This is a genomic window from Streptomyces ziwulingensis (assembly GCF_039542605.1).
GTDB lineage: Bacteria > Actinomycetota > Actinomycetes > Streptomycetales > Streptomycetaceae > Streptomyces > Streptomyces ziwulingensis.
Map to the genome: position 1 here is coordinate 42,709 of NZ_BAABIG010000054.1, position 22,252 is coordinate 64,960.

The 22,252-nt window shown below is 72.8% G+C and carries 15 protein-coding genes and 1 tRNA gene; 10 read left to right on the plus strand and 6 right to left on the minus strand.

Translation table 11 applies throughout. The features are described 5' to 3' along the window. The first annotated feature begins 22 nt into the window (after positions 1-22). Positions 23-1,321: a cellulase-like family protein gene (locus tag ABEB00_RS24760; RefSeq protein WP_345622370.1), complete on the plus strand. Its 1,299-nt coding sequence runs from the start codon at positions 23-25 to the stop codon at positions 1,319-1,321. Here the strand turns inward: ABEB00_RS24760 and ABEB00_RS24765 are convergent. Beyond that, a complete protein-coding gene (locus ABEB00_RS24765) occupies positions 1,311-2,939 on the minus strand; it encodes a sigma-70 family RNA polymerase sigma factor (protein WP_345622371.1) in 1,629 nt (542 codons plus the stop codon). The two genes, ABEB00_RS24760 and ABEB00_RS24765, sit on opposite strands and share 11 nt — an antisense overlap. A 368-nt stretch (positions 2,940-3,307) precedes the next feature. Between ABEB00_RS24765 and ABEB00_RS24770 the strand changes: the two genes are divergently transcribed. Both ABEB00_RS24770 and ABEB00_RS24775 read left to right on the plus strand, forming a co-directional pair. Beyond that, positions 3,308-5,332 carry a rhamnogalacturonan lyase family protein gene (locus ABEB00_RS24770; protein WP_345622372.1) on the plus strand — a complete coding sequence of 675 codons (2,025 nt, stop codon included), beginning with the start codon at positions 3,308-3,310 and terminating at the stop codon, positions 5,330-5,332. Positions 5,333-5,483: 151 nt separating this feature from the next. Next, positions 5,484-7,412 carry an Lcl domain-containing protein gene (locus ABEB00_RS24775; protein ID WP_345622373.1) on the plus strand — a complete coding sequence of 643 codons (1,929 nt, stop codon included), beginning with the start codon at positions 5,484-5,486 and terminating at the stop codon, positions 7,410-7,412. A 46-nt stretch (positions 7,413-7,458) separates the two neighbouring features. Here ABEB00_RS24775 and ABEB00_RS24780 read toward each other — a convergent pair whose 3' ends face one another. The 4 genes from ABEB00_RS24780 to ABEB00_RS24795 form a co-directional block, all read right to left on the minus strand. After that, entirely contained in the window at positions 7,459-8,520 is a 1,062-nt protein-coding gene (locus ABEB00_RS24780) for a rhamnogalacturonan acetylesterase (protein ID WP_345622374.1), read from the minus strand. Between the two features lie 136 nt (positions 8,521-8,656). Continuing rightward, positions 8,657-10,258, minus strand: coding sequence for a family 43 glycosylhydrolase (locus ABEB00_RS24785; protein WP_345622375.1), 1,602 nt, complete (start codon positions 10,256-10,258; stop codon positions 8,657-8,659). Positions 10,259-10,588: 330 nt separating this feature from the next. Continuing rightward, positions 10,589-11,692 (minus strand): substrate-binding domain-containing protein, encoded by a 1,104-nt coding sequence (locus ABEB00_RS24790; RefSeq protein ID WP_345622376.1) that lies wholly within the window; start codon positions 11,690-11,692, stop codon positions 10,589-10,591. An 83-nt stretch (positions 11,693-11,775) separates the two neighbouring features. Next, positions 11,776-12,897: an exo-rhamnogalacturonan lyase family protein gene (locus tag ABEB00_RS24795; RefSeq protein WP_345622496.1), complete on the minus strand. Its 1,122-nt coding sequence runs from the start codon at positions 12,895-12,897 to the stop codon at positions 11,776-11,778. Positions 12,898-13,425: 528 nt separating this feature from the next. Between ABEB00_RS24795 and ABEB00_RS24800 the strand changes: the two genes are divergently transcribed. The 6 genes from ABEB00_RS24800 to ABEB00_RS24825 all read left to right on the plus strand — a co-directional run bounded on the left by ABEB00_RS24800 (position 13,426) and on the right by ABEB00_RS24825 (position 21,310). Beyond that, a complete protein-coding gene (locus ABEB00_RS24800) occupies positions 13,426-14,445 on the plus strand; it encodes a hydroxyacid dehydrogenase (RefSeq protein ID WP_345622377.1) in 1,020 nt (339 codons plus the stop codon). 258 nt (positions 14,446-14,703) lie between these two features. Then, positions 14,704-15,558 carry an ABC transporter permease gene (locus ABEB00_RS24805; protein WP_345622378.1) on the plus strand — a complete coding sequence of 285 codons (855 nt, stop codon included), beginning with the start codon at positions 14,704-14,706 and terminating at the stop codon, positions 15,556-15,558. Then, the gene (locus ABEB00_RS24810) at positions 15,555-16,442 is read left to right on the plus strand and encodes a carbohydrate ABC transporter permease (protein ID WP_345622380.1); all 888 of its coding nucleotides are present in this window, start codon (positions 15,555-15,557) and stop codon (positions 16,440-16,442) included. Before ABEB00_RS24805 ends, ABEB00_RS24810 begins: the two co-directional genes overlap by 4 nt. Before the next feature lie 74 nt (positions 16,443-16,516). Further along, positions 16,517-18,166: an extracellular solute-binding protein gene (locus ABEB00_RS24815; RefSeq protein WP_345622382.1), complete on the plus strand. Its 1,650-nt coding sequence runs from the start codon at positions 16,517-16,519 to the stop codon at positions 18,164-18,166. A gap of 56 nt (positions 18,167-18,222) precedes the next feature. Further along, positions 18,223-19,281, plus strand: coding sequence for a LacI family DNA-binding transcriptional regulator (locus ABEB00_RS24820; protein WP_345622384.1), 1,059 nt, complete (start codon positions 18,223-18,225; stop codon positions 19,279-19,281). Positions 19,282-19,303: 22 nt separating this feature from the next. Further along, positions 19,304-21,310: a DUF2264 domain-containing protein gene (locus ABEB00_RS24825; RefSeq protein ID WP_345622385.1), complete on the plus strand. Its 2,007-nt coding sequence runs from the start codon at positions 19,304-19,306 to the stop codon at positions 21,308-21,310. Positions 21,311-21,504: 194 nt separating this feature from the next. Here the strand turns inward: ABEB00_RS24825 and ABEB00_RS24830 are convergent. Continuing rightward, positions 21,505-21,578, minus strand: a tRNA-Pro gene (locus tag ABEB00_RS24830). A gap of 99 nt (positions 21,579-21,677) precedes the next feature. On the opposite strand from ABEB00_RS24830, the gene ABEB00_RS24835 reads away from it, so the two are divergent. After that, positions 21,678-22,193 (plus strand): DUF309 domain-containing protein, encoded by a 516-nt coding sequence (locus ABEB00_RS24835; protein WP_345622386.1) that lies wholly within the window; start codon positions 21,678-21,680, stop codon positions 22,191-22,193. The last annotated feature ends 59 nt before the right edge of the window (positions 22,194-22,252 follow it).

The window sequence follows — 22,252 nt, forward strand, 5'->3', positions numbered from 1 at the left end:
GTGACGAAAGGCGTGCCCCACCGTGCCCACCGCGCTGCCCAGCCACCTGCCCGGCACCCTCACCATCTCCCTGTGGGACTTCACCTGGTACACCCGCACCGCCCCCGGCGAGCCCTTCGCCGACCTCGACCGTGCCTTCGCCGAGGCGGTCGAACGCGGGTACAACACCGTCCGCGTCTGCGCCATGCCGCTGCTCCTGTTCGGCACCGGCCTCGACACCACCCGGCTGCGCCTCGGCCCGCTCGGCGGCGCCTACGGACAGCGCGTGCGCTGGTACGACGTACGCGGCGAGACCGAGATCGACGCCCGAGCCCATCTGCTCGCCCTGTTCGAGGCGGCCAGGCGGCACGACTGCTTCGTCATCCTGTCGAGCTGGGAGTACCAGCAGTCGCCGTCCTTCGCCGGCGACCGGGCCTGGTTCGACACCATCATGGCCATCGAGCCCGAACGCCGTGCGGAAGCGCTCGCGGACGCGCTGGCCGACCTCGTCGACTTCCTGGCCGGCCACGACGGTCTCGACGACCGGATCGCCTTCACCGAGCTGCACAACGAGGTCCAGGCCGGCCGCCTGGCCGAGGGACTGACCGGCGACGACACCGTCGTCGCCCTGCGCCCCCGTCTGCAACGCGGCCTCGCCCGCTTCCGCGAACGCCACCCCGACAGGCCCGTCACGGTCAACTACGCCGAGGTCCCCGTCAACTCCCTGCACGGCATCCCCCGCGGCGTCGACGTCGCCGTCTTCCACCCCTACGTCCACGGCGTCCTCGACGAACTCCTCGACACCTACGCGCTGCGCGACACCTCCCGTCCCTTCCCCCAGGAGCGGGCGGCGCGGGAACTGCTGCGGCCGGGTGCTCCCCGCCTGGCGGACTGGGCGCCGCCCGAGAAGGACCGGTGGCGTCTGGCGGCCACCGTCGTCGGCCCGCGCGAAATCTACCTCCACGACTGGTGCGACCCCGGTCTCTTCGACACCTGGCTCCACGACCGCCGTGTCCCGCACGTCCCGGCGATGGAGGCGACGCTCGATCTGTGGATCGCGGCGGCCGGCGACTGGGCGGACGAGAGGGGAGTGCCCCTGGTGTTCGGGGAGGGATGGATCGGATACACCCCCCTGCACAGCACCTTCGAAGGCGGCGCGTTCGGCGCGGACTTCTGCCGCCGCGCCGTCACCGCCTCGGCCCGCGCCGGGGCACGCGGCGCCGTCGTCTGCTCCAACGCCGCACCGCAGCACCCGATGTGGGCGGACGTCGCGCTGCAACAGGAGTGCAACGCCCTCCTGAGGTCCGGTGGCGTCCTGCGGCCCGGACCTCTCAGGGGGTGACGAACAGGAAGGACGTGCCGGTCCCGTAGCCGGCGTCCGCGCCTTCCCGCGGTTCGAGCCACACGCTGCCGTCGTCGCGCCGACGCAGGTGCGACAGCGGGCTGTTGAAGGCGAACAGGGCCTTGGACCCCCGCTCCTCCCCCTCGCGGAGGCAGTAGGTGGCGTCGGCGCGGAACCGTGCGCTTCCATCGTTGGCGCCCAGTTCCAGCGCTCCCTCGTGGTAACCCGTGTGGCGCAGGTAAGAGCCACCGGTGTGCCGGAAGGAGTAGCAACCGCTGCCCATCAGGCCCGGGACGACGGTGAAGACCAGTTGCTGTGCGGCGAGCGACGTCCCGTCCAGCGCACTCGTCATCACCGCCCGCCCGTCGCGTACGCCCACGTACTGGCCGGGCAGAGCCGCAGCGCGCAGCGCGTGCGGGCCCAGGATGCCCGACGCGGGCGTCGAGCGGGGGGTGGGGGACGCACCGGCGGGTGTCGTGGCGCGGTCCGTGGACGGCGCCACGGTCTCCGGGGCCGGGGCGGCACTCGGAGGCGGTGCGGACGACGCCGAGGGGGAGACCGAGAGACCGGGCGACGAAGCCGGCGCCGACTGCTGCCGGGCCTCGGGGCGGGCGCCGGTGTCCGACGGCCCGGCGAGTCCGTACCACAGGCCCGCACCGGCCAGCACGAGAGCGCCCGACGCCACCGCCGCGACCGGCCCGTTGGCCAGCCGCCCGGCGGTTCGCCCGGCCCGGCCCGCGCTCCGGACAGCCGTGGCGGCATCCGGCCACGCGCCCGCACCGGCGCCCGCCGCACCGCCCTTCGTTCCCCCCAGGACGCCCATGATCAGGTGAGCGGAGAGGCCCAGTGGCAGTGGTACGAGGGCCAGACCGCCCAGCAGGCCCTCGGCGGGAATGAGGGCACCCCGGACGCTTCCGCAGGAGGGGCAGTCGCGGACGTGCCGGCTCAGCCGCTTGCGCCACCGGGCGCTGGGGCGGCCGTCCCAGGACGCCAGACACCGCGTCAGTTCGGGGCATCGGGGTGAGGCGGCCAGTGCGCGCAGCACGGAGCGGGCCGCCTCCAGGCGTTCCTTTACGCGCGCCACGCGTACGGCCGCCTGATGCGGGTCGAGTCCGCCGGCGGCCGCCCAGTCGCCCCGGCGCAGTTGCCCGGCGGTCTCCATCCACCACAGGGACAGGGTCTCGCGATCGGACTCCTCCAGCCATCGGGTGGCCTCCACCGCCTCCCGGCGCTGTCCGGACAGATCCAGCCGGAGGATCGTGAGGTCGGCGAAGTCGGCCCGCGGATCCGCCTGCGCGACGGTGTCCTCGGGCAGTCCCGGCTGCGGCCGGGCCCGCCGGGCCTGCTCCCAGTCGCGCACCTGCCGCACCGCGATGGCGACCAGCCAGGAGCGGAACCGTTCCGGCTCTCGCAGCGCGGAGAGGTGGTTCACCGCGCGCAGCATGGTCTCCTGCACGATGTCGTCGACGTCGGGGTGGCCGTCCATGGCCCTGCCGATGATGTTGTAGATCAGCGGCAGATAGTCGGTCACCAGCGCATCGAGGGCCTGCCGGTCTCCTTCGGCGGCAGCCGCCACCCTGGCCGCGTCCGAACGCGGCCCAGCTTCGCGCGAGCGCACGCGACACCGTCCTTCCCCATTGCCTCGTGAATGCGGTGACGTGGGCGGCCCTCGGCGCCCGGGCTCGACGGCCACCGTCACGCAGCGACAGTGTGCCACCGTCGGCGACAGCGACAAGCCGGGGAGATCCCCCGGACCGGCGGCCGCGCCGGCGCCCCCGGGCGGCGAGACGGGCGAATACGGCCGGTTCACCCACATCGGCACACCAAACCTCAACGTGACAGCCGTCACACTCATAAGTTCTCGCGTTTTCTGAGACATCGGCCCCCCGCACCGGTCTCCCATTCGTAAGGCACCGATCCAAGGCGCCGCGGCGGCCCCCCGTACGACCCGCCGCGCCGTCCACGAGAGAACAACAGGAGACTCCTGTGCACCCCAAGCACCGTCGCCGCAAAGCCGTCTGGTGGTCCGTCGGAGCGGGCTCGGCCGCCGTGGCCGCGTCCCTCGCGCTGCTCACCGACCTCTCCCCGCTGGGCATGGCCTCCACGGACCAGCCCGCCTCGGGGACGGCGGGGACCGCGCGCCCGATGGAGAGGCTCGACCGCGGCGTGGTCGCCGTGCGCAGCAGCGCCACGGCCGTCCTCGTCTCCTGGCGGCTGCTGGGACTCGACCCCGACGGCATCGGCTTCAACGTGTACCGCTCCGCCGGGAAGGACGGCGCCTACACCAAGCTGAACGCGCAGGTGCTGACCAAGGGCACCAACTTCACCGACTCCACGGCCGACCTGACCGCGGACAACAGCTACCAGGTCCGGCCGGTGGTCGACGGTGCGGAGCGGAGCGCGGGGCAGGACGCCGGCGCTCCCTTCACGCTCACGGCGGACCACGCCCAGGAGCCCGTCGTCCGCGTTCCGCTGCGCGACGGCGCCCAGGTCAAGTTCACCTGGGTCGGCGACCTCGACGGCGACGGCGCGTACGACTACCTCGTCGACCGGCAGACCGCCCCGCGCGCCATCGAGGCGTACCGCAGCGACGGCACCTTCCTGTGGTCCATGCACATGGGTCCCAACGGTGTGAACGTCAACAACATCGAGGGCGGCTCGGCGGGCCTGGACACCGGCAACTGGGACGGGATCACCGTCTACGACTTCGACGGTGACGGCAAGGCGGAGGTCGCCGCCCGCATAGCCAACGGCGTCACCTTCGGCGACGGCACCACCTTCGGCGAGGGCGAGACCGCCGACCACCAGTTCATCGCCATGCTCGACGGCATGACCGGCGCCCCCCGCGCCACGGCCCCGGTCCCCGACGACTACCTGGCGGACGGGCCGATGTACGCCCGCTTCGCCGTCGGTTACCTCGACGGCCACACCCCCACCCTGGTCTCCTTCATGAAGAACCGGGTCGGCCGGGGCGGCTTCAACCTCATGTACACCGCCTGGACCTTCGACGGCTCCACCGTGCAGCGCAAGTGGAAGTGGCTGCGCGGGAACCAGGACGCGCCGGACGGGCACAACACCCGCGTCATCGACGTCGACGGCGACGGCAAGGACGAGGTCGCCGAGATCGGGTTCGTGCTCAACGGCGACGGCACCCTGCGCTACAGCCTGGCCGGCCAGGGCGTCATCCACGGCGACCGCTGGTACATCGCCGACATCGATCCCGACCGGCCGGGCCTGGAGGGCTACGGCGTCCAGCAGGACAACGAGAGCGGACTGCGCGAGTACTACTACGACGCCGCCGACGGCACCATGATCTGGAAGCACCACGGCAAGAACGTGGTCGACGTCGGCCGCGGACTGGTCGGCGACATCGACCCCGACGCCCCCGGCATGGAAGCCTGGTCCTTCTCCGGCCTCCACAACGCCGCCTCCGACGAACTGCTCGTCAAGGACACCTCCAAGGCCCCCTGGCCGGGCATGGGCCTGTGGTGGGACGGCGACACCAGCATGGAACTGCTCAACGACGGCAAGATCGAGAAGTGGAACCCCGACTCCCCGACCGGGACCACCGGGGTGCCCCGCGTCCTGACCGCCTGGAAGTACGGCGCCAAGGGCTTCGGCAACGCCAACACCCCCGCACTGGTCGCCGACCTCTTCGGCGACTGGCGCGAGGAGGCCGTGTACACCAATGCCGACAACAACGAACTGCTCGTCTTCACCACGAACCAGGCCACGGACACCCGCCTCTACACGCTGGCGCACAACCCCGCCTACCGCAACGACATGACGGTCAAGGGCTACCTCCAGTCCCACGAGGTCGACTACTACCTCGGCAGCGGCATGTCCCAGCCGCCCCGCCCCGACATCACGTACGTGGGTGACGCGGCGGAGGAGACCGCGACGCCCGGCGCGAGCCCGACCGCGCGCCACAGCCACCGGGGCCGCCCGCACCACGACCACGACCGCGACCGGCACGGCGACGACACGCACGGGCGCCGCGAGGAGTCCTGACCACAGCACGAATCCGCTGCTCCCGTCCCGCCCGAGCGGACGCGGTGCGCCCAAGCGCACGGCGCCCGCTCGGGCGGCTCGGCGGGCCCACGAGGAACGGCGGACCGCGACCGACGACCCACGCAGTACGAGAGGACCAGGTGGTACGGGGATGAACGAGGCGGACAGGGACGAGTGGAGGCTCGTCGCGGCGGCCCGGCGGGGAGACCGGGACGCGCAGGAGACCCTCGTACGGCGTCTGCTGCCGCTGGTCTACAACGTCGTGGGGCGGGCGCTGACCCGGCGGCCCGACGTCGACCGGGTGGCGCACGAGGCCATGCTGCGGGCGATGCGCGACCTGCCCGCCCCCGGCCTCGCGCACGGAGTGCGGACGGAGGTGGTGCGCGGAGCGCTGCGCCTGGCCGCGGAGCCGCCCGCCGCGCGCGGCGGAGCGGAGGAGTCGCCGGTGGAGTTCGATGAACTCGCCTCTGCGCGCACGTCGTCGTCGAGACAGCACCGGGAGCTGATCCAGGCCGGTCGCTGGCTGGACCGGGACAGCCGGATCGTCTGGTCGCTGTGGTGGCTGAAGACGGCGGATGAGATGCCCTGGGCGGACGTGACGAGCGTGCTGGGCGGGTCGGCCGCCGAGGCCGAGGCCCGGGTCCGCGTCATGCTGGGGCAGTTGGAGACCGGCCGTACGGTCGTGGCCGCCCTCGACGTCTCCCGGTGCGACGAACTGGCCTGGTGCGCGGCGGGCTGGGACGGACGGCCCGGCACGGTGTGGCGCGAACGCTTCGCCGGCCATGTCCGGTGCTGCGCGGACTGCTCGGCCCTCACCCTCGGCCGGGTGGCGCCGGAGGTGCTGGTGGCCGACGACGTCCTCGTCCCGGTGCCGGTGTCCCTCCTCGACTCGGTCCTCGCGGCGGTGCGGCACGAGGGGAGGGCCAGGGCGGTCCGCCGGCACCGTGCGGTGCGCGCCGGCCGGAAGGGAACGGCACTGGTGGCCGTCGCCGTCGCGGTGGTGGTCGCCGGCCTCGGGGTCGCGTACCGGGCCGTGCCCGACGACCGGGCCGGCTCCGCCGGGACCGGGCAGGCGGTCGGCGCCCTGGCCGAGTCCTCGGCACCCTCGTCCTCGTCCTCCGCCTCCGCCTCCGCCTCACCCAGCGTGTCCCCGTCGCCTTCCCGGACCTCGGCGAAGCCCGGACCGAGCGGAACGCCGCGGAAGAAGGCGGCCGAGGAGCCGTCCGAGGCATCCGCCCGCACGGCGCCCGCGACCACCCGGGCCGGTTGCGGCACCTCCCTGGCCCCGCGGTGGGCGGACTGGCCGATGCCCGGGGCGGCCGGGCGTCCGGCGCAGTACACGGACCTCGGCGACGGCACCGTGCGGGACGAGGTCACCTGCCTGGTGTGGCAGCGCACGTCCGCGCCCGGCACGTACACCTTCGCCGGGGCCCGCTCGTACTGCGCGCGGCTGGATCTGAACGGGGGCGGCTGGCACCTGCCCAGCCGGATCGAGCTGATGTCCCTGGTGGACACCGCGCGCACCGGTCCCGCCGTCGACACCGCCGCCTTCCCCGGGACCCCGGCCATGTTCTTCTGGACCTCCTCCCCCTGGGCCGTGCCGAAGTCACCCCCGCGCGCCTGGATCGTCAACTTCTACGAGGGCCTCAGCAGCAACGCGGCCTACCGGTCCGCCTCCTACAAGGCGCGGTGCGTCCGGGGCGGCACCGGGGAGGGCCGTCCCGCCTACCGGGCCGCCGCCGGCCGGATCACCGACCCGGCCACGGGTCTGACCTGGCAGCGCGGGACCGCGTCCGGCACCATGACCCCGGCCGGGGCCGACGGCTACTGCGCGGCCCTCACCGACGGCGGGCGCGCCTGGCGCCTGCCGACGGTGAAGGAACTCGCCACCCTCGTCGACGACGGCCGGGTCACCCCGGCCATCGACCGCACCGCCTTCCCCGACACACCCGGCACCGGCGCGTACTGGTCCTCCGACCCCTTCGCGGGGGACTCCTCCCAGCGGTGGTTCCTGAGCTACAACGACGGCATCACCAGCCACCGTGCCCTCGCCGAGGCTCACGTGCGCTGCGTGAGCTGAGGGGCCGGACCGCCCTGCCGGCCCGCGCGGTTCTCCGCGCCGGGGTTCAGCGCAGCAGGCGCTCGGGCAGGAGCCTCTGTTCCCGGAGCGCGTCGCGGACGAGCCGGGCGAAGGTGGTGGCGCCGTACACCGAGGTGTGTGTGTTGTCGCCGGTGACCTTGGTCAGGTACAGGTCCTTGGACGCCTCGACGCCCAGCTCCTCCACGAGCGTTCTGGTCAGGGCGGTGAGGTCGACGACCGGCACGTCGAGCCGGGCGGCGAGCGAGCGCATCTCGACGGGCAGGTTCGCCGCCATGACGTGCTGCGCGACGGCGTCGAGGGTGCCGTCCCGCTGGAAACGGCGGCGTACGAGGGGCGTCACGAAGACCGGCTCCCCGCCGCGGCCACGGACACGTTCGGCCATGGTGGTGAGGTTGGCCCGGTAGATCTCCGCGGTGGTCGTCTTGTCGTTGTGGGCCAACTGGATGAGCACCAGGTCGCCGCGGCGGACCTCGGACTCCAGGGCGTCGAAGAGAAGCGGGTCGGCGAGGAAGCTGACCGTGCTCTCCCCGGAGTCGGCGTAGTTGGCGACGGCGACGCCCCGTCGCAGCATCTGGGGCAGTTCCTGGCCCCACCCGGCGTAGGGCTCCAGCGTCTGGTCGCAGACGGTGGAGTCACCGGCGAGCAGGATCTGCGGGACGTGGCGGGCCGGGGTGACCCGTACCCCCGCGAGCCGGGGTGCGCTGCCGCCGAACCGGAGGTCCAGGCCGGGGCTGCCGACCTCCCCGGTCGGCTGGCTCTCGACCGCGCGCACGTTCACGGTGAAGCTCCGGCGCAGGAGCTGTCCGGGCGCCGTCGCCGTCTCGGCGAGCAGGGCGCGACGCCCTTCCGCCTCGATGGCGGTACGGCCGGCGTCGGAGCCGCCCAGAGCCGCGGTGACGTGGTAGTTGCCCGGCGGCACGTCGAAGTGGCAGACGACGGGTGCGGTGCCCGAGCATTCCTGGGGCAGTGTGCCGCGCGGGCCGCCGTGTGCCTGGGCCGGGGCGGTCAGCAGCCCGGCCAGAGCGGTGGCGGCGGTCAGCAGGGCGAGACCGGTGACGCCTCTGCGGGCAGGGGTGTGCGAACGCATGACGGAGTCCCTTTCCGAACGGGGCGGCGCGACGAGCGGAGACGGCTCGGCGCCTGGGGAGGAGCGGCGGGGAGGGCCGGCCGCCGGTCGTGCGGTCCCGCGGGCCGGTGCCGGACCGGGGACCGCGCGGAGCCGGTCAGGTACGCACCAGGGCGAGGCCGTCGACGGCCAGCGTGCCGCCGCCGGCCGAGGCCGCTTCGACCGTGACGGTGACCGGTCCTCGCGGCAGTCTGAAGCTCGCGGTCGAGACCGGTGTCCACTCGGACCCGACGTCGAGGAGGTCGTGGACCGTCTCCCGCCCCCGCGAGTCCGTGATCCGGACGCGGGCCGTGTCGAGCCCCGGCGTCGTCGTCGCGGAGAGCGACAGCGTGTAGGTGCCGGCCGGAACCCTGTTCCGCTGGGAGACCCCGCCGGAGAACCCCACCGCGTCGCCGAGCCGCAGGGAATGACGGGTGCCGTTGCGGGCCGGCGTGGGGTTGGACACGAACCGCGTCGAGGGTGACGCCTCGTCGACGGTCGTGGTCCAGCCGGTGACGGTCGACACCGGTATCCGGTCGGCCTCGAAGTCCGGGTTGAGGAGGAAGTTGTTGTCCCTGCCCACGGCCCAGCGGCCGGTGGCGGCGTCGAGCCGCCAGGAGCCGAGCGAGTGGAAGACCGGCTCCTCGCCCTTGAAGGAGAGCGGGACCCACTGGTGGTATCCGGTGCCGTTCCAGGCGAACTCGGACCAGCGGTCGCCCGCGTAGACCACCGTGTCGGCCTTCCTGCCGCGCACGGTGAGGAAGAACCCGGACTGCGACACATGGCTGTAGTCCGCCTCCGTCCCCGCCATGACGGTCTCGGCGCCGTAGGGGCCCTGGGGGTCGTTCCCGACGGACTTGATGACGTGGGTGGCCGAGGAGTTCCAGCCGTGCAGGTCGGAACTGGCGATGTAGTAGTGGCCGTTCGCCTTGAACATCGCGTTGCCCTCGCGGCCGGCCGCGTTGTACGACACCTCGACCGCGGGTTCGGCGCTCAGCGAGTCGGAGGGGTCGAGACGGGCGACGTAGGTGTGGTTGCGGCCGCTCTGGTTGGAGATGACGAGGTAGTCGGTGCCGTCGTCGTCGGTGAACACGGTCTGGTCCCCGGTGCCCTGGTAGCGCACGCCGGGGATCTGCGTCTGGAGATCGGCGTAGGTGAAGTCGCCCGTGGGTGAGTCGCTCTCCAGGAAGAGGACCCCGGCGTTCGTCTTGCCGTCGGTGTCGAAGGTGGTGGACATCTGCGTCATGAGCACGTACTTGTGCGTGACCTCGTTGTACACCACTCCCATGCGGCCGACCCAGCCCGCGTCGTCGAGGGAGGTCATGCGGGAGAAGGCGTCCCCGCTGACGTCCTTGGACGGAGGGATGGCGAGCGGCGTCGACCGGTTGGCGACCTCGTTCTCGAAGTCCCAGTGGACGAGGTCCTTCGAGGAGTAGACCCTGATCGAGGCGAAGGTCGCCTTCGGGTGCTTGCGCGTGGGTGACACCGCGTACAGGTCGGCCTCGCGGTAGTGGACGCCGTACCAGTAGTAGGTGTCGCCGAACCGGAACACACCGCCGCCCTGTGCGGCGATCAGGTTTCCGTCGGTGTCCTTCCAGAACGAGTCGTTGCGCACCGGCTGCGCGCGCGGCGGCCTCTGCTGCCCGTCGTACGCGTCCGCCGAGGCGGACGCCGGGCCGGCGGGGGACACTCCGACGAGTGCCGTCGCCGCCAGCCCCACGACGCATGTTCCGGATATCAGTCTTCGGGTTCTTCGGGTCGAACGCATGGGCTCTGTCCCCTTCGTCAGACGACTCTGTCTGTCCGTCGGTGCTGATGCGGTGTCGCTGCCACTGCCGGGCGGTGCGCCACAGGAACCGGACCTCCGGGTGGGAGGTCCGCCGTGGGAGACAAGGGGGGGTGGAGGGGGGGTGCGGCTGCGGCCTGGCAGGCGGTTCCTGCGGCAGCGGCTCGGCGAAGTGTCTTCATCGTGGGCCGACCCCGACCCACCGTCAAGATGTCTTCCTAATTAATTATCAGTATCGGGGAGGACGTCCGGCAGGAGAGCCGCTCACCGCGCGCCGCAGGACGACCTGACCACCAGGTGCGGCTGCAGGAAGAGCTGGCGGACGGGGACGGCCGCCGGGTCCGCGGCGTCGAGACGGTCCAGGAGGAGCCGGGCGGCCTGCTCGCCCAGGGCGCGCTTGGGCGGAGCCACGGCGGTCAGCGGCACGTCGGCCAGCGAGGCGATCTCGTCGTCGTAGGCGACCAGTGCCATGTCCTCGGGGGTGCGCAGCCCCCGTCCGCGCAGCCGGCGCATCAGCTCGATCGCGTCGTGGTCGGAGAGGACCAGTGCGGCCCGTGTGCCCGTCGACAGGCACTCCTCGATGAACCGGTCGTGGTGCTCGGCCGCCTCGGCGGACCCCATCGTGGGGCGCCCGGTGTCGTGCACCGGCACGTCGGTCCGCAGTCCCAGCCGCTCCACCGCCGCTCCATGTCCTTCGCGCACCAGCGCGGCGGTGGGGCTGGCGTTGGTGAACAGGCCCACCGCGGGGTGTCCGAGCAGAGCGAGGTGCCGCACTGCCGCGAAGGCGCCCTGGCGGTGGTCGGTGGCCGCGAACTCGCAGGCGGCGAAGGGGTCGTGGGGCTGGCGCTCCATGAGTACGTACGGCAGCCCGGTGCCCGCGAGGCGCTCCAGCGTCTGGGCCGGCAGGTCGTGGCCGCCGGGCGAGGCGATGAGCAGCCCGGAGACTCCGGAGGCCCGCAGCTCCTCGACCCGCTCCGACTCGTCCCCGTGGGCGTAGTCGCTGAGGCTGATCACCACCCGGGCCCCCCGCCCGGCCGCCGCGGCCCGCACCCCGGCCACCACGCGGGGGTAGTAGTAGGTGGCCGAGGGGACGAGCAGGCCCAGGGTCCGCTCGACGGCCCCGGGTCCGGGCCCGCCCCCGGACGGTCGTGCGTCCGGAGGCGGGGTTCCGGGGTCGGGCGTGGTCAGGACGGCGCCCCCGCGCACCCGGCTCAGCCGCCCTTCGGCCTCCAGGTCGAGCAGATCGCGGCGGACGGTAGCGCGGGAGACGTTCAGCCGTGCCGCGAGATCGACGACCTTCAGGCCCCCGGACGACTCCAGCTCGCTGAGCAGCCGTTCACGGCGCTGTGCGACGAGCATCTCGGGCATGGCCCCTCCCTGAGCAGATGTTGAGCATCCTAGAGGGACCTGTCCTCCCGCGTGCCGGGGAGGGGCGGGCAGGAGCGGGCGGCCTACCGGATGTGCTCACCGACCAGGGCCAGACACTGGATGGCCGCCAGCCCGAACTGCGCGCTGGCGTTGGCGGACAGGGACGCCTCGTCCACGGGGTTGAGCACCGCGGGCGCCACCACGCGCCGCGGCGTGAAGGAGTGGCCCTCCGGGTAGCCGGCGTGGCCGGTGCGCAGTTCCTGCCAGGCCCGTTTCGCCAGCGCCTCGTCGCCCGACTGCTCGGCGGCGTAGGCACTGGCGCGCGCGTACGCCTGCCTCAGGTTGAGGTTGCCCCAGTCGGAGCCGGTGGCCTCGCGCTGTTCGGCCTTGGTGGAGTTGTAGAGCCGGCAGAAGGCGACCCATCGGGCCTCGACCTCGGGTTCGTCGACGAGGTCGAGGAGTTCGGTCATGACCTCGATCAGGCCGAAGACGGAGCTGAGGGAGCCGACGGAGACGCTCTTCTGCGCGGGGCCGGAGAACCTGCCGTCGGCGAGGTTGTAGGTGATCTTTCCGCCCTGGGCCCAGCCGTTGGGAAGTGCCGCGATCGTCCTGGCGCCGTTGAGCAGTTTGGTGCGGGCGAGGTCCTTGCCGCCCCGCTCCCACTCCGCCAGCCAGGCCATGGCGAGCGCGCCCCAGTCGGTGGTGGTGCTCACCCCCAGCGCCCTGGGGTCCGGTGCGAAGACGCCGCCGCTGCCGTTCACCTTGCGGCCCGGGTCCAGGACGAGGAAGCCGCGGTCGGCGTCGACCAGTTCGCGCAGCAGGTCTCCGGAGCGTTCGTCGCCGGTGAGGAAGTAGTGGAAACGGCGGTAGCCGGCGTTGCTGATCCGGACCTGCTTGGCGCTGTCGCCCCAGTGCATGACGCCGTGCCGGGTGCCCAGGCCCTGGTACTTGCCGAGGTGGTAGACGTCCACCTCGCCGGTGTGCCGGGTCATGGCCTCGGCGAAGCGGAAGGCCTCGGCGTCGCCGGTGCGCAGGTAGTGGTACCAGAGCCACAGGTCCGTGGACAGCTCGGAGTTGTCCCAGGCGAGGCCGCCGATGTCGTAGCACCAGGTGTGCCGGGTCGCGTCGTAGGTGTGCATGATGTCGCCGTAGTCCCAGAGGCGGCGAGGGCCGCGGCTCCGCCGGCGGCCGAGGCCAGGACGGATCGGCGACTGGAGTTGCCCACAGTGGTTCTCCTCTGCCTGGGAGCGTGCGGGGTTCCTGGGAGCGTGCGGAGTGGAAGGCGCTCGGGGTGCGGGAGACGGACCCGGCCGACGGCGCCCCGGAGGACGCGGGGTCCCCTGGGCGTCACGGCGGCTCGGACGGTGAACGGGGTGTGGGGCGAGGGCGGATGCCTCGCTCGCCGCGACGGCCGCGCCCCGGGTCCGGCCGGGTCCGGCGCGGTCACATCTTTACACCAGTCCGTTCACGTGAACCAGACTCTGAACCATTCTGCATCAGATCGAAGCGAACGCGCCGCCGTGATCCGGCCCAGAATCCTCAAGAAGGCACCTATCGGCGGTTGTTCGCACTCCGGGGAGCGTGCAGAATGCGCAAGGCCGTCACTCACCACATCGTTCAACTTGCTTCACAGTCGCTCGCGGTGCTCTCCGCGACCGATCGGCTCGGGCCACGATCGGCGACCGCCCCCCGACCCGCGCGACGGACTCGAACGTCTCGATGGAGGAGAAACCATGTCATCGGCTGCGATGTCGCGGCGCCCGCGGGCAGCCGTGCTGCTCACGCCCGCGCTGCGCGAGGACCTCTTCGGTGGCCCAGGCTGGAAGGAACTCGACGAGGTGGTGGAGATCGTCGTGCACGACGCGGACGCCGACACCCTCCTCGCCCACCCGCGACGCGCTCTCGTGGAGATCCTGATCACCTCCTGGGGCGCGCCCCGGCTGACCGCCGAGGTGCTCGACGCGCTGCCCGCCCTGCACACGGTGGTGCACGCGGCCGGCTCGGTCCGCGCACTGGTCACCGACGCGGTGTGGGAGCGCGGCCTCGTCGTCGTCTCGGCGGCGGACGCGAACAACGAGCCCGTCGCCGAATACGTCTACGCCCAGACCGTGCTCGCCCTGAAGGACGCGCACCGCCGCTCCCGGCACATCGCCGCCACGCGGACGCTGCCCCCGGTGGAGGGGATCCCGGGCATCTACGGGCAGCCCGTCGGGCTGGTGTCGTTCGGCTCGGTCGCCCGCAAGGTGGCCGCCCGGCTGCACCGGCTGGAGACGGACGTGCGCGCGTGGGACCCGTACCAGGACCCGGGCGCGCTGCGCGAGGCGGGGGTGACGGCCGTGGGTGAGCTGGCCGACCTGCTGGCCGGGTGCCGAGTGGTGAGCGTCCACACCCCGCTGATCCCCGGCCGCACGGAGAAACTGATCACGGGTGAGCTGCTGCGGCTCCTTCCCCGGGGCGCGACGCTCGTCAACACCGCCCGGGGCGCGGTGATCGACGAGGAAGCGCTGATCGAGGTGCTGACCGAGCGACCGGACCTCTTCGCGGTACTGGACGTGACCGCCGAGGAACCCCCGGCGCCGGACTCCGCGCTCCACACCCTCCCGAACGTCATCCTCACCGGCCATGTGGCCGGGACGGTGGGAGGCGAACGCCGGGCCATGGGGCGGCTCGTGACCGGCGAACTGCGGCGCCTGGCAGCCGGATCGGCGCCGCTGCACGCGGTGTCCGCGCGGGAGGCGGGTCTTCGCGCGTAGGAACGGCCGCCCCCGGGCCGGCCCGGCCCCGGCCCGCCGCGAACCCTGTCAGAGAACCCTGTCAGAACTGTTGACCGTCCTCTGAAAACGTTTTAACTTCCCTTCACTCCGTTCCGCAGCCGAGGAGGCTTCGTGGCAGCGCTGCTACGCGAGAGCCCCGGAAAATCGACGCCGAATCAGTCTCGTCGTCGTCCGGAAGGCACTCCGTCCGAGCGAAAAGGTTTTCAGAACAGGCGCAGCCGGACGCTTTTCCTGCTGATGGTGCCCGGCATCGCCTACTTCCTGGTGTTCCACTACGGGGCGCTGGTCGGCAACGTCATCGCCTTCAAGGAGTACGTGCCGTTCGACGGCATCTGGCGCAGCCCTTGGGTCGGACTCGGCAACTTCCAGCGCATGTTCCAGGACGGGGCGTTCTGGGACGCCGTCCTGAACACGCTGTGGATCGCGCTGCTGCAGATCCTGTTCTACTTCCCCGTCCCGCTGGCGCTGGCCCTGCTGCTGCACAGCCTCACCTGGTCCTCGGTGCGCCGCTTCGTGCAGTCGGTGGCGTATCTGCCGCACTTCATCTCGTGGGTCATCGTCGTCGCGCTCTTCCAGCAGGTGCTGGGCGACACCGGCATGGTGAACAGTTACCTCGGTGACGCCGGACTGAGCACCGTCGACATCATCGGCAACCCCGACGCCTTCAAGCCTCTGGTGGTGGCCCAGGTCGTCTGGAAGGACGCGGGCTGGGGCACGATCATCTTCCTGGCGGCACTGGCCCAGGTCGACGAGCAGCAGTACGAGGCCGCCGCCATCGACGGGGCCGGCCCCTGGCGCCGCTTCTGGCACGTCACCCTGCCCGCCATCCGGCCGGTGGTCGTCCTGCTGCTCATCATGCGGCTCGGCGAGATCCTCTCGGTGGGGTTCGAGCAGATGCTGCTCCAGCGCGACGCCGTCGGCCCGGAGGCCGCGGAGATCATCGACACCTTCGTCTACTACCAGGGCATCGTCGGCGGCGACTACGGCTTCGCCGCCGCGGCCGGGCTGTTCAAGGGCCTGGTCGGCGCGGTGCTCGTCCACGCGGCCAACAAGGTCGCCCACCGCCTCGGCGAACAGGGGGTCTACAGGTGAGCGCGCAGATCCGGCCGGGCTGGATGGAGAAGCCGAAACCCCTCACGCAGGCGGGCAAGGCGGTGGCCCTCGTCACGGTCGTGGCGCTGGTCTGCGTCCCGTTCCTCGTCATCGTGTCGACCTCCCTGGCCTCGCAGCGCGAGGTGGTCGCGAACGGCGGCTGGGTGCTGTGGCCGACCGAGCCGACCCTGGACGCCTACCGCGACATCCTCGACGGCGGCATCGTCACCCACGCGCTCGCCGTCAGCGCGGGTGTCACGATCGCCGGCACCCTGCTCAGCCTCGCCTGCACCGTCACCCTCGCCTACGCCCTCTCCCGCCCCGCGGTCTTCGGCGCCAGGCCGGTGCTCCTGCTCATCCTGTTCACCTTCCTCTTCCCACCCGGCATGATCCCGAGCTTCCTGCTGGTCAAGGAACTCGGCATGCTGGACAGCTACTCCTCGATCGTGCTGCCGGTGCTCGTGAACGTCTTCAACCTCGTGGTCCTGCGCGGCTTCTTCCAGGGCATCCCCGAGGAGCTGTACGAGGCGGCCCGCCTCGACGGGGCCGGGGACTGGCGGGTGCTGTGGACGATCGTGCTGCCGCTGTCCAAGGCGGCCCTCGCGGTGGTCGGCCTGTTCTACGCGGTGGCCTACTGGAACTCCTGGTTCTACGCCTCGCTCTACCTGGAGAGCGACCACTGGCCGCTCCAGCAGGTGCTGCGCACCTATGTGATCGCCGGCACCGAGCTGACCGACACGACCACCGGCGAGGGCACCGCCAGCGCCCCGCAGACGATCCAGATGGCGGTGCTGGTCATCGCGACCGTACCCATCCTGCTCGTCTACCCCTTACTGCAGAAGTACTTCACCAAGGGCGTCCTCACCGGCGCCATCAAGAGCTGACCCGGCGCACCCGCACGACAGCACGACAGTCCGACCGCCACGAGCACGAGCCGCTCCTCAGAAAGGTCACCGTCATGCCCCGTATGTCCCGACGCACCCTGCTGCGTTCCATGACCGCGGCGGGCACCGCCGTCGCCGTACCCGGTCTGCTGACCGCCTGCTCCACCGGTTCGTCGGGCGGCGGCACCTCCAACGCGGGCAAGAAACTCGCCGCCTGGCCCGCCTACCGGCCGACCACCGCCGCCAAGCCCGACCTCGCCCCGACCGACGAGGGCGTGCAGCCCGGCTACACCTCCTACCCGGCCGACCTGACGCGGTCGGTGGCCCGCACGCCCGGTGACGGCTCGACCGTCCGGGTCATGTCCGTCACCTTCGGCACCCCGCCCAAGGGCCGGGCCGACAACCGGTACTGGCAGGCCGTGGAGAAGGCACTGGGCGTCAAGATCGAGTTCACCGTGGTGCCCACGGACGACTACCAGAAGAAGATGGCCACGGTCATGGCGGGCGACCCCGAGTCGCTCCCCGACATCATCAACATGTTCTCCGGCTTCGTCCTGCCCCGGGAAGCCCAGTTCGTGCAACGGCGCGCCGAGGACCTGACGCCCTTCCTGTCGGGCGACGCCGTCGAGGACTACCCGAATCTCGCCAACATCCCGACCCACGCCTGGCGTGACATGGGCCGCGTGGGAGGCCGCATCCACGGCATACCCCTGGAACGCCCGCTCCCGGGCTCCACGCTCTGGGTCAACGGGGAACTGTTCGCGGACGCCGGCATGGCGGACGGCTGGAGCTCCGACGACTTCGCCGCCGTCGCGGCCCGGGCCACCGAGGGCAAGCGGTACGCCCTGGGCTCGGCGACCGGATCGCTGTTCGGCAACGCCGTGCACGCCGCCGCCCACGGCGCCCCCGTGAACTGGGCCGCGGACAAGAAGGGCGCCTTCCACGCCAACTACACCGACGAGCGGTTCAAGGCCGCCATCGCCTACCAGGCGGCGCTCCGCAAGAAGGGCGTCTACCACCCCGACTCCGCCTCCATGGGCACCCCGGAGCTGCAGACCCTCTTCCTCAACGGCACCGTCGCCTCCATGCAGAACGGCTTCGGCGCCTACCAGACCCTCTTCCCGGACTCCGAGGGGCTGCTCACCCCGGCACCGGCCCACCCGTACAGCGTGGACGGCACCCCCGGCGGGATCGTCGCCGCCCGCCGCTCCTTCGGCCACACCATCCTGAAGAAGGCCAAGAAGGAGCGGATCGAACTGCTGCTGCGCGTCCTGGACCACCTCGCCGCCCCCTTCGGCAGCGAGGAGTGGGAACTGACCCACTACGGCCTGGAGGGCACCCACTTCACCCGCGGCAAGGACGGCTCCCCGCAGCCGACCAAGCTCGGTGAGGTGGAGAACGTCACCAACCTCCCCTTCCGCTACCTGGCCGAAGGACCGCAGGTGCTCTTCGTGCCCGGCAACGCCGAGGCGGTGCGGGCGGTCCACACCTGGCAGCGAAAGGTCGTCCCGGTGGCGGTCCGGGACGCCTCCTACGGGCTCCAGTCGGAGACCTACACCAAGAGCGGCACCACCCTCAAGGCGGGCGTGGAGGACACGGTCACCTCGGTCATCGCCGGCCGGGCCCCGATGTCCGCCTTCGACGACGCCGTGCAGAAGTGGCGCTCCCAGGGGGGCGACAGAATGGCCGAGGAGTACGCCGAGGAACTCGCCGCCAACGCGTGAGCACGGCACGGGACCCTCGCGGACACACGAACGGGGCGACAGGAACGGGAGGACGCATGGCAGCCAGGGAACGGGTCACGATCCGCGAGGTGGCCGAACGGGCCGGTGTCTCGGTGGCCACCGTCTCCCGGGTGCTGAGCGGCAACTACCCGGTGCCGCCCGCCACCCGCACCCGGGTCCTGCGTGCCGCCAAGGCCCTGGACTACGTCGCCAACGCGCACGCCCGCGCCCTGGTCGGCGGCGGCCGGAAAATGGTCGCTGTGGTCCTGCGCCAGGTCACCAGTCCGTTCTACGCCCAGGTCGCCGAGGGCATCGAGGCGGAGGCCGCCGCCCACGGCTGGCTCTGTCTGGTCGGCGCCACCGGCGGCGACCCGCAGCGCGAGATGGAGTTCGTGCAGCTCATGCGGGAAGAGGGCGCCCGGCTCGTGGTCCTGGTCGGCGGGGTGGTCGAGGACGACTCCTACCGGGAGCGCGTGGCGCGCTACGCCCAGGCACTCGACGCCTCGGGCGCACGCCTCGTGCTGTGCGGCCGTCCGTCGCCGGACCCGGACATCCCGGCCCTCGTCGTCGAGTTCGACAACGAGGCCGGAGCCCTCGCCATCACCTCGCACCTGCTCTCGGCCGGCCACCGCCGCATCGCCTTCCTCGGCGGCCTGCCGGGGAACACCTCTCTCGACGCCCGGGTCCGCGGCTACCGCGCGGCACTGGCCGCACACGGCCTGCCCGCCGGGGCGGCCCACGTCGTCGACTGCGGGCTCGGCCGGGCGGCCGGGCACCGGGCGATGACCGAACTGCTGCGCCGCAATCCGGACTTCACCGCGGTCGTCGCCGGGGACGACATGGTCGCCGCAGGTGTCCTGCGCGCCGCCGGGGAGGCCGGACTGCGGGTGCCGCACGACCTCTCCGTCGTCGGCTACAACGACATCCCGCTGGCCGAGGACTTCAATCCGCCGCTGACCACCGTGCGCACCCCGTCCGAGGAACTCGGACGCGCCGCCGTACGACTGGCGCTGCGCGACCCCGACCGCGCCGCCGGTATCCGTCATCTGCTCGGCACCCACATCGTCGTACGCGACAGCGTCGCCCCGCCGCCCGCGCCGGCCCGCGACCTCTGACCGACAAGGACCCCACCGCCGTATGACCGCGACGTACCCGTCCGCCGGCCCCGGTTCCCCGCCCGCCCCCGATCACGGCCTCTCCCCCGTCACCGGTTACACCCGGGCGCACTGGGAGACGGCCGCCGACACCCTGCTCGCCGCCCTGCGGCCGTACGCCACCGCACACCTCGCCCAGTACCACCTGCCGGGCCGCACCGGCCACTCGGGCCGCTGGTCCGACGGGGTGGAGGGCTACGCCCGCAGCTTCCTGCTCGCCGCCTTCCGCATCGCGGGCGCCCGGGGCACCGACCGACCCGGTGACACCACCGTCCAGGACCTGGTCGAGCGCTACAGCACCGGACTCGCCGCCGGCACCGACCCCGCGCATCCGGAGCACTGGCCGCCCATCACCGACCGCTCCCAGCCGATGGTCGAGGCGGCCTCCGTCGCCATCGGCCTGCACGAGACCCGCCCCTGGATCTGGGACCGGCTGCCCGACCGGGTCCGGCAGAACGCCGCCGCCTGGCTCGGCGGCTTCGTCGGCGCCACCGCCAACGACTCCAACTGGCGGCTCTTCCAGGTCGTCACCGAGGAGTTCCTCGCCTCGGTCGGCGCGCCCCACCGCCGCACCGAGATCGACGCCGGGCTGGCCCGCCTCGACGACTGGTACCGCGGGGAGGGCTGGTACACCGACGGCGACGGGAAGAAGTTCGACTACTACAACGCCTGGGCGCTGCACCTCTATCCGGTGCTGTGGGCCCGGATCGCCGGTCCCCGCGCCGATCCGGCCCTGGTGGCCACCCACCGGTCCCGGCTCCGCCGGTTCCTCGACACCCACCAGTACTTCTTCGGCTCCGACGGCGCGCCCCTCCACCAGGGCCGCTCGCTGACCTACCGCTACGGCGCCGCCGCCCCGCTGTGGGCCGGGGTCCTCGCCGACGCCACCCCGCTCCCGCCGGGCCGCACCCGGCGCCTGGCCTCCGGCGCGCTGCGGCACTTCACCGACCGGGGCGTGCCCGACGCGAACGGGTTGCTGACGCTCGGCTGGTACCGGCCCTTCCTGCCCGTCACCCAGCCGTACTCGGGCCCGGCTTCCCCCTACTGGGCGAGCAAGGCCTTCCTCGGTCTGCTCCTGCCCGCCGGCCATCCGGTGTGGACGGCGCGCGAGGAGCCCGGCCCGGTCGACACCGCCGACCGGCAAGTGGCCCTGCCCGGTCCGGGGTGGCTGCTGCACTCGACGGCCGCGGACGGCGTGGTGCGCCTGGTCAACCACGGCAGCGACCGCTTCCCTCCGGCGCCGGCGGCCGCCGAGGACTCCCCGCACTACCACCGCCTCGCCTACTCCAGCGCCACCGCACCCGAGACACCGCCGGACGGCACGCAGGGTCCCGACAACCACATCGCCCTGCTGGACGGCTCGCGGCCCTCCCGCCGGGGCCGTATCCACCCCCTGTTCACGGCGGCGCACGGAGCGGTGTCCTGGCACACGCCGGTGGCCGAGGCGGGAACCCCCGGGCGGCGCATCGTCACCGCCAGCGTGGTCCGCGGGCCCTGGGAGATCCGCCTGCACCGGGTCCGCACGCCCGTCGGCGGGCCGGTACGCGAAGGCGGCTGGGCCCTCGCCGACGACGACACGCCCCCCGCCGGGCGGACGGGCGGTGACTGGTCCCTCGTCACCCGCCGGGACGGTCTCACCAGCGCACTGATCGCCCTGTCCGGCTGGACGGGTCCGTCCGGGCACCGCGGGGACGTCGTCCGCGCCGAGGGGCACAACGCCTACGGCCACCACTCGGCTACCCCCGTCCTCCTGGCACACCACCCGGGCGGCGAGCGCCTGCTGGCCACCCTCGTGATCCTCACCGCCGACCCGGAGCTGTGCACGGACCTCCCCTCACTCCGCGGGGAAGCCGGGGTGCGGACGGGGGACGACGGCGCGGTGGAGATCCGCTTCCCGGACGGCGCCACCGAGCGGGTGCCGGACGACCGGCTCGCGGCTCCGTCCCCGCCCACCGAGGACGGGCCGCCGCCCCCGCTCGGCAGACCGTGACACGGCGCGGTCGGGGAGGCGGTGTCCCTGGTCAACGAGGAGACACGTCCCCTCGTTGACCAGCGCCCGCACGCCGCCGGGCCGGACCCCGACGCGCCCGCTGGACCTCCCGGTCCCCGAACGGTCCCCAGGACATACGTCGAAGGGCCTGCCGGATTTCTCCGGCAGGCCCTTCGACCCGCGACTTCTACAAGTCGGGACGACAGGATTTGAACCTGCGACCCCTTGACCCCCAGTCAAGTGCGCTACCAAGCTGCGCCACGTCCCGATGCGCTCGCCCGCGGTGAAACGCGCGATCACGCGGTCAGTAGCTTACCGCACACCCCGGGGCGAGCCGAAGCCGGTGGGGGCGGGGGACAATCGGGGCATGGACAGCACACCAGCGAACCGGCAGGTGGACGCGCGGGACCGGGACGGCGAGGGGCGGGCGCGCAACGCCCGGCCGCGGGACGGGCTGGGCCGGCCCCTCCCGTACGGCACGGACGGCGTGGAGCGGCAGCCCGAGGGCGTGGTGCGCGCCCCGGCGGCCACGGTCGCCGAGGCGCAGCGGCTGCTGGCGGCGGGCAAGCCGTTCCACGCGCACGAGGTCTTCGAGGACGCCTGGAAGTCGGGGCCCGAGGAGGAGCGGGAGCTGTGGCGCGGCCTGGCCCAGCTCGCCGTCGGTCTGACGCACGCCGCTCGCGGCAACCGCGCCGGCGGGCCCCGGCTGCTGCGCCGCGGCGCCGGTGCCGTCGAGGCGTGGGCCGCCTCCTCGGGGCGGCCCCGGCCGCACGGCCTGGACCTCGCCGGGCTCGCCGGCTGGGCGCGGGCGCTGGCCCGGGACGCCGAACGGGACGGCTCGGCCGTGGACGCGGCGGTGCGCGCACCGCGGCTGCGGGGCTGACGCGGCGGGCGCGAGGGGGGCGCGGCGGCCCACTCGGGCGGACCGCGCCCGCATGCAGG

Excerpts from the sequence above, each read along its gene's own strand:
- ABEB00_RS24780 (WP_345622374.1), bottom strand. The coding sequence starts at position 8,520 with ATGCGTTCGCACACCCCTGCCCGCAGAGGCGTCACCGGTCTCGCCCTG.
- ABEB00_RS24800 (WP_345622377.1), top strand. The coding sequence starts at position 13,426 with ATGTCATCGGCTGCGATGTCGCGGCGCCCGCGGGCAGCCGTGCTGCTC.
- ABEB00_RS24815 (WP_345622382.1), top strand. The coding sequence starts at position 16,517 with ATGCCCCGTATGTCCCGACGCACCCTGCTGCGTTCCATGACCGCGGCG.
- ABEB00_RS24790 (WP_345622376.1), bottom strand. The coding sequence starts at position 11,692 with ATGCCCGAGATGCTCGTCGCACAGCGCCGTGAACGGCTGCTCAGCGAG.
- ABEB00_RS24775 (WP_345622373.1), top strand. The coding sequence starts at position 5,484 with ATGAACGAGGCGGACAGGGACGAGTGGAGGCTCGTCGCGGCGGCCCGG.
- ABEB00_RS24820 (WP_345622384.1), top strand. The coding sequence starts at position 18,223 with ATGGCAGCCAGGGAACGGGTCACGATCCGCGAGGTGGCCGAACGGGCC.
- ABEB00_RS24835 (WP_345622386.1), top strand. The coding sequence starts at position 21,678 with ATGGACAGCACACCAGCGAACCGGCAGGTGGACGCGCGGGACCGGGAC.
- ABEB00_RS24825 (WP_345622385.1), top strand. The coding sequence starts at position 19,304 with ATGACCGCGACGTACCCGTCCGCCGGCCCCGGTTCCCCGCCCGCCCCC.
- ABEB00_RS24805 (WP_345622378.1), top strand. The coding sequence starts at position 14,704 with ATGGTGCCCGGCATCGCCTACTTCCTGGTGTTCCACTACGGGGCGCTG.